The sequence below is a fragment of the Winogradskyella pelagia genome, assembly GCF_017581965.1.
GTDB lineage: Bacteria > Bacteroidota > Bacteroidia > Flavobacteriales > Flavobacteriaceae > Winogradskyella > Winogradskyella pelagia.
Window position 1 is genome coordinate 127,562 of sequence record NZ_JAGEVF010000008.1, and the last position, 17,948, is coordinate 145,509.

Consider the following 17,948-nt stretch of genomic DNA (forward strand, 5'->3'; position numbering starts at 1 on the left):
CTAGCCAAAGACTATTTATATGCGCTTAGTAATGTAAGCCAATTGCCCCATATGATTGGCCTGATGCTCCATAACATGAAACCACGCCCAATGCATGCTCATATTACCTGTTTTGGTTTTAAACCAATCATCGCCCTTAGTTTTTAAAAGCTCTTTTGTCTTTTTTCGCACCTCATCATAAATATCCAAATAAAATTGAATGGGTTTGTCTTTAAATTCGTTCCTAGCCTTTTCGCCTAGGTTAAGAGCCGTTTCCCACTTACGCTTCTCTGAAGCATTAAAACCTCTTCCTTCAAAGGTATACACTTGGTAGTAGGCCTCTGTTGCGGCCAAGTGATAGATTATAGCACCAGGACTGTTAGAATTTTCGTCTAATAAAAAATCTGTTCCCTCTTGGTCGAGGTTAATAACATATCGCTCTACACGCTGTTTCAAATTATCTAACATTGATATCATATTACCAATATCGTTAGAATACCCTCGAGGAGGTTTTATTTCATTTTGAGCAAACGAAGTAGCAGAGACAAATAAGGTAATAAAAAGACATAGGACCGAATTAATTTTCATAATGATTGACATCAGGATTATTTAATCTGAGGTGGATATTTACTTAATATTTTTTCTGCTAAAGCCATGAATTGAGCCTCACGCTTTTCTGGTTTAGCATTAGGATTAAAACTGGTTTCTGCAATCGCCTGCCAAAAGGTTCCGTTTTTGGAGTCGTCAACAAATTCAATTACAATTTCTCTTGTGTATTGGCTACCACCAAGAGGAATGCCTACCGATACACCTCCACCAACATTTCCACCAGTTCCTCCTACGCCAACTCCAACATTAGAATTAGTGCGGTTAATTATTTCTTGACTTTGTATATCTATATAGAAATCGGCAACATCAACGCGTTGAAAACCCAAAGCCTGTAGCTTAGCATCAATAGCTCTAATGAGGCGTTTGGTGTCTAATTCACTTAACCCAGTCTTCATATCGTCATAATAACCGTAAGTCTTATAACTGTCAAAATCCGTAGAACTTTCGTAATCATAATTAATCACAGCACCACATGAAGTCAGAATCAATAGAAGGAAAAAGCGACTTATCAGTCTCATGTTTTTCTTTTAAAGGTATTAAAAAAAAAAGTTGAATTTTTTGATTTTAACTATTTCTCTTCGGATTCTAATTCCACGGCTTTTGTCAATGAAGAAGAAATAATTCCCGTTGGAACAGCCACAATGCCAAGACCTATCAACAAAATAAAGAATGTAAAAATTTTACCTCCTGCTGTTATCGGGTAGACATCACCATAACCTACTGTTGTTAAAGTTACAATAGACCACCAGAGGCTATCAAAAACAGAAGCGAAATGATCTGGCTGTGCTTCGTTTTCAAAATAATAAATACCCACAGCAGAAAAATAAATGAGTACCAAGGTCACGGCCATAAATAATATAATCTGTTCCCTCGCAAGCAACATGGCTTTAGTAAAATGTCTCATCGCCTTATTGTAACGCACCAGCTTAAGTAAACGAAACAGACGGAACATTCTTAAAATCCTTAACGACCTCAGATCAACTCCAAAGGACAAATAAAAAGGAAGGATGGCCAGTAAGTCAATTAAACCGAAAAAGCTAAAAATAAATTTACCTTTTTTCTCTGCAATGTAGATTCGTGCTAAATACTCTAGAGTAAAGACAATAACACAAAATATTTCAATAGCACTTAAAATAAAACGTGTTTTTGGCTCTAGCTTAGGCAAGGTTTCAATTGAAAATGTAATAACAGATACTACGATAAGGAATTGAATAAAAAAATCAAACCCTTTACTCAGCCTAGTATCATTATTTTCTACAACTTTTTTTATAGCCTCTTTCATAGGTGAAAGTCACACTTAATTGAGCATTTGCCAGAGTTTGTCCTTTAATTCAGTTAATCCTTGTTGGGCTACAGACGATATAAACATGTAATCTGTTTCTAAATCTTTATCTAAAATAGAAGAAATTTCTGATTTTAACTCGTCATCCAACATATCTGATTTTGAAACAACAACAAACCGTTCTTTATCCAACATCTCTGGATTGTAACGTTTCAATTCATCAACCAAAATATCATATTGCTTAACAATATCATCGGCGTCTGCAGGGATTAAAAACAATAAAATAGAATTCCGCTCAATATGTCTTAAAAAGTAGTACCCTAGTCCTTTTCCTTCTGCCGCTCCTTCGATAATCCCGGGAATGTCAGCCATTACAAACGACTGATAATCTCGATATTTTACAATCCCTAAATTAGGTTTTAGAGTAGTAAATTCATAATCTGCAATTTTAGGTTTAGCTGAAGTCAGTACCGAAAGCAAAGTTGATTTGCCTGCATTAGGAAAACCAACAAGACCTACATCAGCAAGTACTTTAAGCTCAATCGTTATATTTTTTTCTTCGGAAGGAATTCCAGGCTGAGCATATCTGGGTGTTTGATTGGTAGAGCTTTTAAAGTGCCAGTTACCACGACCGCCCATACCGCCTTCTACTACAATCTTCTCTTCCCCATCCTCAGTGATTTCGAATAAAATTGCTCCTGTATCTGTATCCTTGACAATTGTGCCTAAAGGTACTTCGACAATATAATCTTCTCCATCTGCACCTGTACTTCTGCCAGAGCTACCATGTTCGCCATGGCCAGCTTTAACATGTCTTTTAAACTTTAGGTGAAGTAATGTCCAAAGATTGGCATTTCCTTTAATTATAACATGGCCGCCTCGTCCTCCATCTCCACCATCTGGACCTCCTTTTTGAATATACTTTTCGCGATGCAGGTGCGCAGAACCCTTACCTCCGTTGCCAGAAGCCACATGCATTTTTACATAGTCCACGAAGTTCCCTTCAGTCATAATTTCTGTGCTTTATTAATACGCGGCATGAATAATATCTAACAGCCACGCACTGTAGTTCTATTAATGCCAAAACCCATAATAATTGGGTATTTACACAACTCTCAACTATTATATAGCAATGGCTAGAGTGTATCTATAACCTTACTCAGCCTAACGGTTATTTCCTCTATGCTACCAACACCATCAACACCAAAATATTTATCTTGATTTGAGTAGTAGTCCTTTAAAATCGCAGTTTTATTGTAGTACTCTTTAATTCTGTTTCTTATAATACTCTCATCAGCATCATCGGCACGGCCACTTGTTTTACCGCGCTCTAGTAATCGCTCCACCAAAACTTCATCGTCTACTTCTAATGCCACCATAGCGTTAATCTGAGAATCCTTAGAATCCATTAAATTATCTAAAGCCTTAGCCTGCGCATCTGTTCTTGGAAAACCATCAAAAATAAATCCTTTGGCATCCGTATTTTTTTCAACTTCCTTATTTAGCATATCAATGGTAACTTGATCCGGAACCAATTCGCCTTTATCCATGTAGGACTTGGCCAACATACCCAAGGCTGTTTCATTTTTAATGTTGTATCTAAACACATCTCCTGTTGAGATATGTATTAAATCGTATTTTTCTTTTAAAAAATTTGCTTGCGTTCCTTTCCCTGCTCCTGGAGGGCCGAATAGGACAATGTTCGTCATGTGTTGTGTTGTTTTTAATTGATATACGTCTGGTAAATCTCTTCCTAATCCATTATAATCTAATCCGTACCCAACAATGAATTTATTAGGAATTTCCATCCCTACGTAATGAAGTTTAAAATCTTTATCGTATGCTTCAGGTTTGTAAAATAAAGTCGCAATTAGTAATTGCTTTACATTTTCATTTTTAAATATTCGGTGCACCTCTTCCAGGGTATTACCTGAATCTATGATATCTTCTAAAATTACAACCGTTCTTCCTGTTAAATCTTGTGTAAGCCCGATTAAACGCTGGATATCTTCTGTTGACTTTACGCCCTCATAAGATGCCAATTTTATAAAGGTTACCTCACACGGCTTAGGATACTTCTTCACAAAGTCGCTCACTAACATAAATGAGCCATTTAAAATCCCAACAAAAACTGGCATTTCATCACCCAAATCAGCTGCAATAGCATCGACCATTTTCTGCACCGCCTTCTGTATTCTATCTTCTGAAATGAAGGGTTTGAAATATAAATCGTGAAGCTTTAAGACCATTGTTTTTTATATAGGAAAACAAAGATAAAAATTTGAAGCATGTAAGCCGATTTTATAACCACGATTTTAAAGACCCTTTTATTATTTAGCTTATTTTTGTGTTGAAATTAAGTAGAATGAATCTTTTGATTCCTCATCATTAATGCTATGTCCGTAAACTATTTTTCTTCAAACTTTAAACTTGGAATACTTGGTGGTGGTCAACTCGGTAAAATGATGCTTTACCATACGCGTAAATACGATATTTACACTTGCGTTTTGGACCCAAGTAAGGATGCACCTGCAAGATTAGCCTGTGATGAGTTTACTGTTGGCGATTTAATGGATTTTGATACTGTATTAGAATTTGGAAAACAGGTTGATATCCTTACCATTGAAATTGAAAATGTTAATGTTGATGCTTTAGAAACACTAGAAGATGAAGGTATTAAAATCTTTCCTTCATCTAAAACGTTGCGTACCATACAGAATAAGGCACATCAAAAATTATTTTATCGAGATCATAATATTCCAACAGCTGATTTTTCTAGATTTGCTTACACGTCTGAAATTGAAGAGGCGATTGAAAATGGCGGATTAAGCTACCCATTTGTTTGGAAAAGTGCGCGCTTTGGATATGATGGTACAGGTGTGAAAATAGTTAAACGCTATACCGACCTTATAGATTTGCCGAATGTTGAGTGTATTGCGGAAGATTTGATTCGGTTTAAAAATGAATTAGCTGTTATTGTTGCCAGAAATGAAAAAGGCGACCTAAAGACTTATCCTGTAGTTGAAATGGAATTCCATCCTGAAGCAAATCAGGTAGAATATGTCATTTGTCCAGCAAGGATTCCTAATGAAATCGCCAAAAAAGCGGAATTGGTAGCACTTAAGACAGCGGCAGCGTTTAAACATGTGGGCTTGCTTGCAGTAGAAATGTTCCAAACACAAGACAATAATATTTTGGTCAATGAGGTCGCTCCAAGACCTCACAATTCTGGCCACTACAGTATTGAAGGTAGCTATACCGATCAGTTTGAGCAACATATTCGTGCTATACTTGGGTTACCATTAGGTAAAACAGACAGTAAGGTTGCAGGTGTTATGGTAAATTTAGTTGGAGCTGAAAATTACAACGGAAATGTTGTGTATAAAAACATAGAAAACATACTTGCCATGGATGGCGTAACTCCTCACATCTATGGTAAAAAACAAACACGACCATTCCGAAAAATGGGACACGTAACCATTGTAAACAAGGATATTAATGAAGCGCGAAAAATTGCAGAAAAAGTAAAACGAACCATAGAAGTAATAAGTGAATAGATTATGAGTAAAGTTGGCGTAATAATGGGTAGTAAAAGTGATTTGCCCGTAATGCAAGAGGCAATTGATATTTTAAAGGGATTTGATATTGAAGTTGAAGTTGATATCGTTTCGGCACACAGAACTCCAGATAAACTTTTCGATTATGGTAAATATGCCCACGAGCGCGGTATTAAGGTTATAATTGCAGGAGCAGGAGGTGCGGCCCATTTACCGGGCATGGTTGCTTCTCTATCTCCTTTACCTGTTATTGGCGTTCCTGTAAAAAGTAGAAACTCAATAGATGGGTGGGATTCAGTATTATCTATTTTACAAATGCCTGGAGGCGTACCAGTAGCAACAGTTGCGCTAGATGGAGCAAAAAATGCTGGAATCTTAGCGGCCCAAATCTTAGGAAGCTCCGACCAGTGCATTTTGGATAAAATTATAGTTTATAAAGAAGGATTGAAAGCTAAGGTCGAGGAATCAGCCAAAAATCTTTAAAAGCCTTGGCAGTTACACCAAGGCTTAAAGCTATTAACCAACTCTATCCACACAAAGACTGTGCTTTTAAAGATGTGCAAATATAGTTAAAACAAACGTTTATCGGGTTACTTTTATCTCATAAAAATCCGTTAAAATTCAGTAAATCAAATACATACGTAAGAAATTTAAGACATTGAAAAAATGAGTATTTTAAATAGACCTTTTGAGACTCCTTATAAAACAGCTCCTTTCAGCCAGATAAATTCAGAGGATTATTTACCTGCTTTTCAAGAAGCCATAAAACAAGCTAAAGCAGAAATAAATGCTATTACATTAAATAAAGAAAATCCAACTTTTCAAAATACTATTGAAGCTTTAGATTATTCTGGCGAAAGCTTAGACCGTTTATCTAGTATCTTTTTTAACCTCAACTCTGCCGAAACTAATGATAGCATCCAAAAAATTGCTCAAGAAGTTTCTCCGATGCTTTCAGAATTCAGTAATGACATCACTTTAAATGAAGCTTTATTTAAACGTATTAAGGCAGTTTATGACTCTAAGGAATCATTACAATTAAATACTGAACAAGAAACCTTATTAGATAAAAAGTATAAAAGTTTTTCAAGAAATGGTGCCAACCTCCCGGAGGACAAAAAAAATCAATTAAGAGAAATTGATAAAGAACTTAGTCAGCTTAAATTAAAATTTGGCGAACACATCTTGGCCGAGACCAACCAATTTCAATTACATATTACAGACGAATCTGACCTTGCTGGTTTACCCGAAGGAACTAAGGAGGCTGGAAAACAATTGGCTGAAAGTAAAGATAAATCTGGATGGCTGATTACCCTAGATTACCCTAGTTATATTCCATTTATGACATATGCCAAGAATAGATCCTTGCGACAAAAACTCTCTAAAGCCTTTGGTAGTAAAGGGTTTAAAAATGACGAACTAGACAATCAAAAAATCGTTAAACGCATTGCAATACTGAGGTTTAAGAGAGCCCAACTTCTAGGGTATAAAACACATGCCCATTTTGTACTGGAAGAGCGTATGGCTGAAACTCCCGAAAAAGTAAATGAATTTTTAAAAGACCTATTAAAAAAAGCCAAGCCTGCAGCCTACAAAGAATTTAAAGACCTTAAGGCTTATGCAAAAGAACTTGACGGCATAGAAGAACTTCAAAAATGGGATTCTGCTTATTACAGTGAGAAGCTAAAACAAAAACGCTTTAGCCTAGATGACGAACAGCTCAAACCCTATTTTAAACTAGAAAATGTTATTAATGGTGCTTTTACAGTAGCAAAAAAATTATTTGGCTTAGAGTTTAAGGAAATTGACACTATTGATAAATACCATGAAGAGGTAATTACCTATAAAGTATTGGACGCTGAAGAAAATTTAGTCTCCATTTTTTACGCCGACTTTTTTCCAAGGCCAGGCAAACGAAATGGTGCATGGATGACTTCCTTTAAACCTCAGATGATTAAAAACGGAGTCAATGAACGGCCACATATTTCTATTGTGTGTAATTTCACTAAACCCACAACCACCAAACCATCTTTACTCACTTTTAATGAGGTTACCACACTATTTCATGAATTTGGTCATGCCCTTCATGGCATGCTAGCTAACACTACCTATCCAAGTCTCTCAGGAACCAATGTTTACTGGGATTTTGTGGAGCTGCCAAGTCAAATTTTGGAAAATTGGTGTTACGAAGAAGAAACGCTTAAACTGTTTGCTACGCACTATAAAACTGGAGAGGTCCTCCCAATGGACCTTATTGACAAAATTAAAGCCTCTGCCACTTTTCATGAAGGTATGCAAACACTAAGACAACTGAGTTTTGGCTTGTTGGATATGGCCTGGCATGGAATTGACCCAACAGAAATTGAAAATGTGAAAGCTCATGAGTTAAAAGCCTTTAGAGAAACTACTTTATATCCTGATGTTGCAGAAAATTGTATGAGTACGGCTTTTGCACACATTTTTCAAGGTGGCTATTCTTCCGGGTATTATAGTTATAAATGGGCTGAGGTGCTAGATGCTGATGCCTTTGAGTATTTTAAAGAAGAAGGTATTTTTAATAAAACCGTAGCTAATAAATTTAAAACTTATGTGCTTTCTCAAGGCGGAACTGAAAACCCAATGACCCTTTATAAGAAGTTTAGAGGACATGAGCCAAAACCTGAGGCTTTATTGAGGCGTGCTGGTTTATTGAAGTAAGACAAGTGTTTTCAGTTTTTTATTTTATTTTTGATGAAGTACTATCAGCAAAATGCCAAAGCACCATTTAGACCCTAATACATGGGTAAAATCGTATTCAGATTATCTTTTCAATTACACGATAACTCGTGTAAATGACCGCGAAACAGCACAAGACTTGGTATCTGAAACATTTTTGGCAGGCCTCAAATCCATGAAGAATTTTAAGGGACAAGCTAGTGAACGTACTTGGTTGATTTCAATATTAAAACGCAAAATCATTGATTATTATCGCAAAATAAATTCTAACAAAGGGAAGGCAGAAGTTAGAATGACATTTAGTAGCGACAATGAAAATGACGGCGACTGGCTGGAAGAGCGCGTTGCAGACCCTTTTGACAAAACTGCAGAAGATACTCTTGAAAATTCAGAATTAGGAGAGGCTATTCTTAATTGCATGGAAAAGCTACCTCAAAAACAAGCAGAGGTTTTTAAAATGAAAACGGTATTAGGTTATGAAACTGAAGTGATTTGTAATGAATTAAACATTACAGCGTCTAACCTTTGGGTAATTATCCATAGAGCAAGAACTGCCATGGCTAGTTGCCTAGATAAAAATTGGTTTTAATTTATGGGACTATTCAATGTAAATTGTAATGAAGCTGGACATATCTGTGACAAAAGTCAATATAGCGAGGCAGGTCTGTGGGAAATCATTAAATTAAAAATCCATCATAGCTATTGTAAAATTTGCCGTGAACACTCTAAACGAAATTCTGTTTTAACCAAACTACTAAGATCCGCTGGTATTGAAATCCTAGACGAAAAGTCCAAAGCTAAGATGGAAGAAGATTTTCAGAAAGAATTAGCCAAACACCAAGAGCAATAGGAGCCACAGTATGGGCAAACCTTCCACCCAAAAAGCACTGTAATAATTAGATTGATTCTTACTTGCCAAAAGCAATAACAATAATGTTATAAAAGAGAGTACTGCAGTAATTATGACTTGTTCTAAATATGTATTACTCTTAAGCATTTCGCATAGCACAAACATTAGCAATAATGCACTTCCTAAAAGCTTTGTATTTCTTACTCCTATTTTTTGAGGAACTGTAGCAAGCTTAAGATTATCATATTTTAAATCACGGATTTCAAAAGGAAGCATTAAAACAATAACGTACAACCCACGCTGAACAAAGGAGATGACGACATCAGTGTTAATTTCAATAGAATTGTTAATTATTGGCAACAGAACGGTAGTTAAGGCCCAGACCAAAGCAATAACATAAATTTTAAGTCCACTAATCTGCCTAAGGTTACGCTGCTCATCAAACAATAGTCGTTTTGGAACAAAGGGTATAGCATAAAAAAAAGTTATTACAGTAATTACACCTGCAAGAATAAGGCTAGTACTATTTAATTGTATAACATAATAAAACATGGCTGTAAAAGCCAAAGCAGAAATAATTTGAATTCCTTGAAGTGAGCTTGTAAATTTTCTGTGATGAAATTTTACCAACCCAAAATACTTCACAAAATTATAGGCTACAATGGTCCCGTAAAACACAAAATACAGACTAGATTCTTCATATTCTAGATGTAATTGTATCAAGGTCACCCATGTTAAGGCGTAAGCTGCCAAAGCCACGTGAATACTACTATTGATATAAAAATTTAAAAGGCCTTTTAAATACTTCACCAAGTAAAAGTAATTAAAGTGTTAATAACGCCATGTTTCGGTTAAAAACTTTAGTAAACCTTAACTAAATAAAATGGGTAAATCCGTATTTTTGCACTTTAAAAAAACAAGCTAACGAAAGGAATGGATACAACCTCTTTTGCATTAAGACACATTGGCCCAGGTCCACAGGAGCAGAAAGCCATGTTGAACACTATTGGTGTTACAAGTATAGAACAGTTAATATCTGAAACTGTACCTTCAGAAATCAGGCTTAAAAAAGATTTAGTCTTGGACAAGGCTATGAGCGAGCAAGAATATTTGCAGCACATCTACGAATTATCTCAACTCAATAAGATTTTTAAATCTTACATAGGATTAGGTTACCACCCGGCCAATTTGCCAGCAGTGATTCAAAGAAATATCCTTGAAAACCCAGGATGGTATACAGCCTACACCCCTTATCAGGCAGAGATTGCCCAAGGCAGGCTTGAAGCCCTTTTGAATTTTCAGACTATGGTCATTGACCTTACAGGTATGGAAATAGCAAATGCTTCACTACTCGATGAAAGTACAGCTGCAGCAGAGGCTATGAGCCTGTTGTTTGCTGTTAGAGAACGTGATCAGAAAAAAGCAGGAATTAATAAATTCTTTGTATCTAATTTAATATTACCTCAAACCTTGTCATTACTAGAAACAAGAGCAACTCCAATTGGAATTGAACTCGTGGTTGGTGATGAAACCAAGTTCAATTTCTCCGAAGAATTTTTTGGAGCTATTTTACAATATCCAGGAAAACATGGTGAAATTACGGATATTGAAAGCTTTATTATTAAAGCCAATGCCAACCGCATAAAAGTTGCTGTTGCTGCTGACATTTTGAGTTTAATAAAACTAGAAGCTCCTGGTAAATTTGGTGCTGATGTTGTAGTAGGTACCACTCAAAGATTTGGTATACCTATGGGATATGGGGGTCCACATGCAGCTTATTTTGCAACAAAAGAAGCTTACAAGCGTGATGTTCCTGGACGTATCATTGGTGTTACTCGCGATGTTAGTGGCAACCGAGCCCTAAGGATGGCGCTTCAAACCAGAGAGCAACATATTAAACGCGATAAAGCCACGTCTAATATCTGTACCGCTCAAGTATTGTTGGCCGTTATGGCTGGTATGTATGCCGTTTATCATGGCCCAGAGGGATTAAAATTTATCGCTAATAGGGTTAATGCTTCCACAACAACTTTAGCAGAACATCTGAAAGCTCTAGGCATAGAACAAGGCAACACATCTTATTTTGATACTATTCAGTTAAAAGCAAATGCCAACAAGGTAAAAAGCATTGCTGAGAAACATGAGGTTAATTTTTACTATCCAAACGACGAAACTGTAACCATTTCCATTAATGAAACAACTTCTCTTGCAGATTTAAATACTATTCTTGCAATTTTCGAAGAATTAACGGGAAAATCAGCAGATAAAATCACCGCTTTAAATGCAGCCGATACCATTCCAGATAAATTAAAGCGTCAATCGTCATTCTTAACAGCTGATGTCTTTAATTCTTATCACTCCGAAACAGAGCTGATGCGTTACATTAAACGCCTAGAGCGCAAAGATTTAGCATTAAATCATTCTATGATTTCCCTTGGATCTTGTACTATGAAATTAAATGCCGCCTCTGAGATGCTTCCACTTAGCTGGAGTAGTTGGGGAAATATGCACCCATTTGTTCCTATCGAACAAGCTAAAGGCTATACAACATTACTGACGTCTCTTGAAGAGCAACTTACAGAAATCACTGGTTTTGCAGGCACATCATTGCAACCCAATTCTGGAGCGCAAGGCGAATTCGCAGGGTTAATGGTAATAAGAGCCTATCACCACTCTCGTGGAGATCAACATAGAAATATTTGTTTGATTCCTTCTTCTGCACACGGAACCAATCCAGCAAGTGCCGTCATGGCAGGCATGAAGGTTGTGGTAACTAAAGCCTCTGAAGATGGAAATATCGATGTGGAAGATTTAAGGTCTAAAGCAGAATTACATAAGGATAATTTAGCGGCTTTGATGATTACCTATCCCTCTACACACGGTGTTTACGAGTCTGCAATAAAAGAGATTACACAAATTATCCACGACAACGGTGGACAAGTCTACATGGATGGTGCCAACATGAATGCTCAAGTTGGATTAACGCATCCGGGAAATATTGGTGCTGATGTTTGCCACCTCAACCTGCACAAAACTTTTGCAATACCTCATGGTGGCGGTGGACCTGGTGTTGGACCAATTTGTGTGGCCAAACAACTTGTACCATTTTTACCAGGAAATCCAATCATTAAAACAGGAGGTAATGAAGCTATTACTGCTATCTCCGCCGCACCATTTGGATCTTCATTAGCTTGTATTATTTCTTACGGCTATATAAAGATGTTAGGAGCTAAAGGACTAAAAGAAGCTACTGAGGTAGCCATCTTAAATGCCAATTATATCAAAGAACGATTAGAAGGTTATTACGAAACTTTATATACTGGAGAACACGGACGTGCTGCTCACGAAATGATTATTGATTGCCGCGCATTTAAAGCTAATGGCATTGAAGTGGTTGATATAGCAAAGCGCCTGATGGATTATGGGTTCCATGCACCGACAGTTTCATTTCCTGTTGCAGGAACAATGATGATTGAACCTACAGAAAGTGAAAATAAATCGGAAATGGATCGTTTTTGCGATGCCATGATTGCTATTCGTGAAGAAGTTAATACAGTCACTAAAGAGGAACCTAACAATGTTCTAAAGAATGCACCGCATACTTTAGATATGCTAACAGCAGATGAATGGTTGTTTCCCTATTCTAGAGAAAAGGCCTCTTTTCCTTTAGACTTTGTAAGAGACAATAAGTTTTGGCCTACCGTAAGACGTGTGGACGAAGCCTATGGCGACAGAAACCTTATTTGTAGCTGTGCACCAATAGAAGATTATATTGAAATATAGATACAGATAAAGCTAGAATAAAAAGGCGTCCAAAATGGACGCTTTTTTATTAATATTTAATATTTTTTAATCAAAATCTGAGAATATTAAAAAAATGGTGGTTTTCTTCAGACAAAATACATCAAAAATCAGATTATTGGTTAGATTAGTAAATTAAACCTATACAAAGCGTTAAGAATGGCAATTCAAATAACAGGTACCGGAAGTTATATCCCAAAATCTATTGAGAAAAATAAAGACTTTCATAATCACGAGTTTTTAAATGCCGATGGCACACACATTGACCATCCTAATGAGGTGATTGTTGAGAAATTTAAAGCGATTACAGGTATTGCCGAACGTCGCTATGCTGACGAGCAATTAGTTGCCTCAGACCTGGGATTTCTAGCAGCTCAAAAAGCTTTAGACAATGCTAATATTGACCCAGAATCTATAGACTATATTATTTGTGCTCACAATTTTGGGGATGTTAAATATAATACTGTACAAAGTGATATTCTTCCTTGTTTAGCATCACGAATTAAGCACAGACTTCGGATAAAAAATCCTAAGTGCGTCGCCTATGATATTTTGTTCGGATGTCCTGGTTGGCTAGAAGGTGTTATACAAGCCCAAGCGTTTATTAGAGCAGGAATGGCTAAGCGATGCTTAGTTATCGGAGCAGAAACGCTTTCTCGTGTGGTAGATAAGCACGATAGAGATTCTATGATCTATTCCGATGGTGCTGGAGCAAGTATAGTTGAATTTACCGATTCAGACAGTGGAATTTTAGCCCATGAATCAGCATCTTTTACTTATGATGAGGCCTATTATTTGTATTTTGGTAATTCTAATAATAAGGAGCTTTGCCCTGATACGCGCTACATAAAAATGCATGGTCGTAAAATTTACGAATTTGCCTTAACTAATGTGGCCCAAGCGATGAAAGACTGTTTAGACAAAAGTGGTGCTGATATTACGGAGGTTAAAAAAATCCTAATCCACCAAGCTAATGAGAAAATGGACGATGCTATTGTAAAGCGTTTTTACCGATTACACAAAGCAAAAGCTCCAGAAGATATAATGCCAATGAGTATTCATAAGCTGGGCAACAGCTCCGTTGCAACAGTTCCGACCTTGTTTGATTTAATAAGAAATAATAAACTAGACCAACATCAAATCAATAAAGGCGACGTCATTATTTTTGCATCTGTTGGTGCTGGAATGCACATCAATGCTATTGTTTACCGCTATTAAGCATGAAAAATAATATTGCGATAATCGGAGGTGGAAATTTAGGGCAAGCTATTGGGTCTGGTCTATTATCGCAAGGCTTCTCGGCTAAAAAACTTACCATTACACGACACAAAACGGAATTACTTTCAAAATTTAAAACACTAGGTGTTCATGTAACATCCAATAATGCGGAGGCCGTCAAAGAAGCGGATGTTATTATCATCGCTGTAAAACCTTATAAAATTGAATCGGTTCTTAAGGAAATTCAACCAGAGGTTAAAAAAGAACATCTCCTAATTTCTGTAGTTAGCGACTATAGTATTAAAGAGATTAATGCCCATTTAACATCAAGCCCAACGGTTTTTAGAGCCATGCCAAATACAGCTTCATCCGTTAATGAATCTATGACTTGTATCGCCTCCAATAATGCAAAAACAAAGGATGAGACTGTGGTGAAGTCAATATTTGATGCACTAGGTACGACTATACGAATTGATGAATCCTTAATGGATGCCGCAACAGTACTAGGCGCATGTGGTGTTGCTTATGTTTTAAGATTTATTAGAGGTATGATTCAAGGAGGTATTGAAATTGGTTTTGATGCCAAAACAGCGACAGACATTGCTACTCAAACCGTAAAAGGTGCCAGTGAGCTACTATTGCAGCAAGGAAACCATCCAGAAGCAGAAATAGATAAGGTCACTACACCTAAAGGCTGTACTATTGCTGGTTTGAATGAAATGGAACATGGTGGGTTTTCTTCGGCCTTAATTAAAGGAATAAAAACGTCTTATGACAATATTTCTGACTAATGTACGAGAAGACATACCCTAATAAACGTTTCAGGCACACACTTCAATTCTTAAAGTCTCATATACATACATCAGATACCATACTCGATTTGGGTATTGAAAATCCATTCTCCAAGATTATGATTTCTGAAGGATATAAAGTTGAAAACACAAAAGGTGAAGACTTGGATTTAGATACATCAGCTATCACAACCTCAACAGCAAATGTAGTTACTGCATTTGAAATTTTTGAACATTTATTATCTCCCTTTACTGTATTAAAATCCATAAAGGCGAATAAATTGGTAGTGAGTGTCCCCCTTAGATTATGGTTTTCACCAGCTTATCAAAGCAAAACCGATATGTGGGACAGGCATTTTCACGAATTTGAAGATTGGCAATTTGACTGGTTACTAGAAAAAACAGGCTGGGAGATTAAAGCACGACAGAAATGGACCAATCCAACTAAAAAACTTGGCATTAGACCTTTGCTAAGGTTATTCACAGACAGATACTATATCATCTACGCAGAAAAAAAATCCAATACTTAATTTCCAATTTCCAATTCCCTTTATGTAGCTTTGGGTTTTGATTAATACTATTTGGAATTTTATATCGTCATACCTGCACATAATGAAGAAGCGACTTTAGGTCTCACCCTTGAATCGCTTACCAAACAAACCCTGACTCCAAAAAAAGTAGTGGTTGTTGACGACAACTCGAGTGATAAAACATCACTTGTAGCTCAAAATTATTGTGAGCGATATAACTGGATAACCCAAGTTCATAACACATCTTCAGATGAGCATATGCCAGGAAGTAAAATCATAAATGCATTTTACAGAGGTTATAATAGTCTTGACAACAATTATGATGTTATCTGTAAATTCGATGCTGATCTAATTTTTCCCTCAAACTATCTAGAACGCTTAGTACATCATTTTAAATCTAATGATAAATTAGGAATGGCCTCAGGATTTTGCTATTTAAGGAAAAACAATACATGGAATATAGAGGATCTAACCAGAAAAGATCACATTAGAGGCGCCTTAAAAGCCTACAGAAAGCAGTGCTTTATAGACATTGGGAAATTAAAACCTAGCATGGGTTGGGATACCGTTGACGAATTATTGGCGCAATACCATGGCTGGGAAATTTTAACGGATGATACACTCAAAGTAAAACATCTCAAACCTACTGGGAAGTCTTATAACAAAGCCGCCAAATACCTACAAGGTGAAGCTATGTATAAGATGCGCTACGGCTTTTGGATTACTTTAATATCTGCGGCTAAACTTGCCTACAAAAAAGGGAGCTTCACGTATTTCAAAGATTATTTAAAGGGGTATTTCACAGCTAATAACCAAGGACTAGAACCCTTAGTGAGCAAAGAAGAAGGTAAGTTTATAAGGCAATTACGCTGGAAAGGTATCCTTGAAAAAATAGCTTAATCTAAAACAAACTCTAACGGTCGTCCCGTACTACCATTAGGAAAACTAATTCCAAGTAAAGCAGACATCGTTGGTGCAATATCAGGAATTACGGTTTTCTCCAATGTTTCACCCCGCTTAATACCATTTCCAAAAAACAACAAGGGTACGTGAGTATCATAATTTAATCCGCTTCCATGTGTAGAGCCCGTTCTGCCATAAGCAATATGAGCCACATCATTTACTACTATGACATCACCTGATCGCTTTTGATTAAATCCATTTTGGAGCAAGGCCTCAATCCCTGTTGTAAAGTTAGTACTGTTCATTATAGTTGCTGAATATACCTTGGCAATATTTGGGTATTTTATTTGCTCATCTACTATAGCTTGCTCTACGTCGTGGAACTTAAGTCCAAGTTCCTTTAGTTTTGCCTTATTCAGAAAAACCTGATCATTACTGACGTTTTCTACAATATCCGAGGTTCCATAATTTGCGTTTAAAAATTCTTGAAAACGTTTCTTTCTGTTATTATTACTTACATATCCAGCAGGTATTCTATTGGATTTTAGAAATGCTGGTACATTGACAGCACCATGGTCAGACGTTAAGAATACGGTGTAGTTGCTAACGCCAACCTCTTTATCTAAAAAATTAAAAAAACGCTCTAAATCTTTATCTAACCTGATATAAGTATCTTGGACCTCTTTAGAATTTACACCAAAATTATGGCCTACATAATCCGTAGAAGAATAACTCAGTGCAAGCACGTCTGTATCATTATCCATGCCTAAAGATTCTCCGATTACAGCAGCCATAGCAAAATCTGTTGTTAAACTGTTCCCGTAAGCAGAGCCTTTAATAATTTCAAAATTCCCATTATCTGTTGCTAGCTTTTCTAAATCGTACGGAAATGTTGCTTCGTCCTTACCACTAAAACCTCCTTCAAATGAATTAAAATCAGCGCCACTTTCTAAATACGTTTCAATAGGATAATAGGTGTCCCAAACTTTAAAATACGATTCTGCTTGATCAGAGTTATTAAAATCCTTTACCCATTTTGGCAGATCACTTCTGTAAAAGGTGCTCGTTATCCAAATGCCCTCATCTCTACCGTAAAACCAATACGCCGCGTTTGCCGCATGACCTGCCGGTAAAATTGCGCCTCTATCTTTAATTGCTATTCCAATTGATTTGCCTCGCATTTGAGTGAACAATCTATTTTCATCTGCAAAGCTCGTTGTAAGCATTCTGTGTGGAGACATTTTTCCTGCTGAAGATTCAGTACCAACAGATTCTACAGTATTATCTGAGGCACAATACACCATTTCTTTTACTTCTTTATCATACCAATTGTTAGAAATTATGCCATGATACTTTGGGGTAGTACCAGAGTAAACGCTCGCGTGTCCTGGGCCTGTATAGGTTGGCACATAATTAAAGTGATTATTCTTACAATTGAAGCCTTGCTTTATCATACGTTTAAATCCACCCTCTCCAAATCTATTGTAAAAGCGTGTTAAATAGTCATAACGCATTTGATCAACAACAATCCCTACAACCAATTTAGGTTTTTGTGCTGCATTGGAGCTTATCTTATTTTGGGCAAAGCCACTTACGACAAATATTATGCAAAGTGCTAGAGTTATGCTATTTCTCATAAAACCAATATATTTTATCTATTTCAAAAATACAGATTTTAAGCTATCTTAATTTAAATTAACATTATTAAACTAA

17 protein-coding genes are annotated in these 17,948 nt (G+C 36.5%); 10 read left to right on the forward strand and 7 right to left on the reverse strand.

From position 1 onward, the window contains the following. Nucleotides 1-15: 15 nt before the first annotated feature. The 5 genes from J4050_RS10980 to J4050_RS11000 form a co-directional block, all read right to left on the reverse strand. Nucleotides 16-567, reverse strand: a complete 552-nt coding sequence (locus J4050_RS10980; RefSeq protein WP_243878619.1) for a mycothiol transferase — start codon at nt 565-567, stop codon at nt 16-18. Nucleotides 568-584: 17 nt separating this feature from the next. After that, nucleotides 585-1,106 carry a DUF4136 domain-containing protein gene (locus tag J4050_RS10985; protein WP_208154631.1) on the reverse strand — a complete coding sequence of 174 codons (522 nt, stop codon included), beginning with the start codon at nt 1,104-1,106 and terminating at the stop codon, nt 585-587. Nucleotides 1,107-1,156: 50 nt separating this feature from the next. After that, nucleotides 1,157-1,870 (reverse strand): ion transporter, encoded by a 714-nt coding sequence (locus J4050_RS10990; protein WP_208154632.1) that lies wholly within the window; start codon nt 1,868-1,870, stop codon nt 1,157-1,159. Between the two features lie 15 nt (nt 1,871-1,885). After that, nucleotides 1,886-2,881 carry a GTPase ObgE gene (obgE, locus tag J4050_RS10995; protein ID WP_208154633.1) on the reverse strand — a complete coding sequence of 332 codons (996 nt, stop codon included), beginning with the start codon at nt 2,879-2,881 and terminating at the stop codon, nt 1,886-1,888. 125 nt (nt 2,882-3,006) lie between these two features. After that, the gene (locus tag J4050_RS11000; RefSeq protein WP_208154634.1) at nt 3,007-4,119 is read right to left on the reverse strand and encodes an adenylate kinase; all 1,113 of its coding nucleotides are present in this window, start codon (nt 4,117-4,119) and stop codon (nt 3,007-3,009) included. 147 nt (nt 4,120-4,266) lie between these two features. On the opposite strand from J4050_RS11000, the gene J4050_RS11005 reads away from it, so the two are divergent. The 5 genes from J4050_RS11005 (at nt 4,267) to J4050_RS11025 (ending at nt 8,992) form a co-directional block, all read left to right on the forward strand. Next, complete coding sequence (locus J4050_RS11005; protein ID WP_208154635.1) at nt 4,267-5,427, forward strand: 5-(carboxyamino)imidazole ribonucleotide synthase; 1,161 nt, start codon at nt 4,267-4,269, stop codon at nt 5,425-5,427. Between the two features lie 3 nt (nt 5,428-5,430). Next, nucleotides 5,431-5,910 (forward strand): 5-(carboxyamino)imidazole ribonucleotide mutase, encoded by a 480-nt coding sequence (purE, locus tag J4050_RS11010; RefSeq protein WP_208154636.1) that lies wholly within the window; start codon nt 5,431-5,433, stop codon nt 5,908-5,910. A 183-nt stretch (nt 5,911-6,093) separates the two neighbouring features. Further along, nucleotides 6,094-8,124 (forward strand): M3 family metallopeptidase, encoded by a 2,031-nt coding sequence (locus tag J4050_RS11015; RefSeq protein WP_208154637.1) that lies wholly within the window; start codon nt 6,094-6,096, stop codon nt 8,122-8,124. 52 nt (nt 8,125-8,176) lie between these two features. Beyond that, nucleotides 8,177-8,731 carry a sigma-70 family RNA polymerase sigma factor gene (locus tag J4050_RS11020; protein WP_208154638.1) on the forward strand — a complete coding sequence of 185 codons (555 nt, stop codon included), beginning with the start codon at nt 8,177-8,179 and terminating at the stop codon, nt 8,729-8,731. Between the two features lie 3 nt (nt 8,732-8,734). Continuing rightward, a complete protein-coding gene (locus J4050_RS11025) occupies nt 8,735-8,992 on the forward strand; it encodes a hypothetical protein (protein ID WP_208154639.1) in 258 nt (85 codons plus the stop codon). Here the strand turns inward: J4050_RS11025 and J4050_RS11030 are convergent. Next, complete coding sequence (locus J4050_RS11030; protein ID WP_208154640.1) at nt 8,969-9,802, reverse strand: UbiA prenyltransferase family protein; 834 nt, start codon at nt 9,800-9,802, stop codon at nt 8,969-8,971. The genes J4050_RS11025 and J4050_RS11030 overlap by 24 nt on opposite strands. 123 nt (nt 9,803-9,925) lie before the next feature. Between J4050_RS11030 and gcvP the strand changes: the two genes are divergently transcribed. The 5 genes from gcvP (at nt 9,926) to J4050_RS11055 (ending at nt 16,232) form a co-directional block, all read left to right on the forward strand. Continuing rightward, nucleotides 9,926-12,775, forward strand: coding sequence for an aminomethyl-transferring glycine dehydrogenase (gene gcvP, locus J4050_RS11035; protein ID WP_208154641.1), 2,850 nt, complete (start codon nt 9,926-9,928; stop codon nt 12,773-12,775). Between the two features lie 177 nt (nt 12,776-12,952). Next, on the forward strand, nt 12,953-14,011 hold the full coding sequence (locus tag J4050_RS11040; protein ID WP_208154642.1) for a 3-oxoacyl-ACP synthase III family protein: 1,059 nt from the start codon (nt 12,953-12,955) through the stop codon (nt 14,009-14,011). Nucleotides 14,012-14,013: 2 nt separating this feature from the next. Continuing rightward, entirely contained in the window at nt 14,014-14,802 is a 789-nt protein-coding gene (gene proC, locus J4050_RS11045; protein ID WP_208154643.1) for a pyrroline-5-carboxylate reductase, read from the forward strand. Beyond that, nucleotides 14,802-15,332: a class I SAM-dependent methyltransferase gene (locus J4050_RS11050; protein ID WP_208154644.1), complete on the forward strand. Its 531-nt coding sequence runs from the start codon at nt 14,802-14,804 to the stop codon at nt 15,330-15,332. The genes proC and J4050_RS11050 overlap by 1 nt, the downstream gene beginning before the upstream one ends. Before the next feature lie 51 nt (nt 15,333-15,383). Next, the gene (locus J4050_RS11055) at nt 15,384-16,232 is read left to right on the forward strand and encodes a glycosyltransferase family 2 protein (protein ID WP_208154645.1); all 849 of its coding nucleotides are present in this window, start codon (nt 15,384-15,386) and stop codon (nt 16,230-16,232) included. On the opposite strand, the gene pafA is transcribed toward J4050_RS11055, so the two are convergent. Further along, nucleotides 16,229-17,872 carry an alkaline phosphatase PafA gene (gene pafA / locus J4050_RS11060; protein ID WP_208154646.1) on the reverse strand — a complete coding sequence of 548 codons (1,644 nt, stop codon included), beginning with the start codon at nt 17,870-17,872 and terminating at the stop codon, nt 16,229-16,231. The genes J4050_RS11055 and pafA overlap by 4 nt on opposite strands. Between the last annotated feature and the right edge of the window lie 76 nt (nt 17,873-17,948).

Coding starts and splice junctions, on each gene's coding strand:
- J4050_RS10980 (WP_243878619.1), bottom strand. CDS start 567: ATGAAAATTAATTCGGTCCTATGTCTTTTTATTACCTTATTTGTCTCT.
- J4050_RS11025 (WP_208154639.1), top strand. CDS start 8,735: ATGGGACTATTCAATGTAAATTGTAATGAAGCTGGACATATCTGTGAC.
- J4050_RS11020 (WP_208154638.1), top strand. CDS start 8,177: ATGCCAAAGCACCATTTAGACCCTAATACATGGGTAAAATCGTATTCA.
- pafA (WP_208154646.1), bottom strand. CDS start 17,872: ATGAGAAATAGCATAACTCTAGCACTTTGCATAATATTTGTCGTAAGT.
- gcvP (WP_208154641.1), top strand. CDS start 9,926: ATGGATACAACCTCTTTTGCATTAAGACACATTGGCCCAGGTCCACAG.
- J4050_RS11050 (WP_208154644.1), top strand. CDS start 14,802: ATGTACGAGAAGACATACCCTAATAAACGTTTCAGGCACACACTTCAA.
- purE (WP_208154636.1), top strand. CDS start 5,431: ATGAGTAAAGTTGGCGTAATAATGGGTAGTAAAAGTGATTTGCCCGTA.
- obgE (WP_208154633.1), bottom strand. CDS start 2,881: ATGACTGAAGGGAACTTCGTGGACTATGTAAAAATGCATGTGGCTTCT.
- proC (WP_208154643.1), top strand. CDS start 14,014: ATGAAAAATAATATTGCGATAATCGGAGGTGGAAATTTAGGGCAAGCT.
- J4050_RS11000 (WP_208154634.1), bottom strand. CDS start 4,119: ATGGTCTTAAAGCTTCACGATTTATATTTCAAACCCTTCATTTCAGAA.
- J4050_RS11040 (WP_208154642.1), top strand. CDS start 12,953: ATGGCAATTCAAATAACAGGTACCGGAAGTTATATCCCAAAATCTATT.
- J4050_RS10990 (WP_208154632.1), bottom strand. CDS start 1,870: ATGAAAGAGGCTATAAAAAAAGTTGTAGAAAATAATGATACTAGGCTG.
- J4050_RS11015 (WP_208154637.1), top strand. CDS start 6,094: ATGAGTATTTTAAATAGACCTTTTGAGACTCCTTATAAAACAGCTCCT.
- J4050_RS11005 (WP_208154635.1), top strand. CDS start 4,267: ATGTCCGTAAACTATTTTTCTTCAAACTTTAAACTTGGAATACTTGGT.
- J4050_RS10985 (WP_208154631.1), bottom strand. CDS start 1,106: ATGAGACTGATAAGTCGCTTTTTCCTTCTATTGATTCTGACTTCATGT.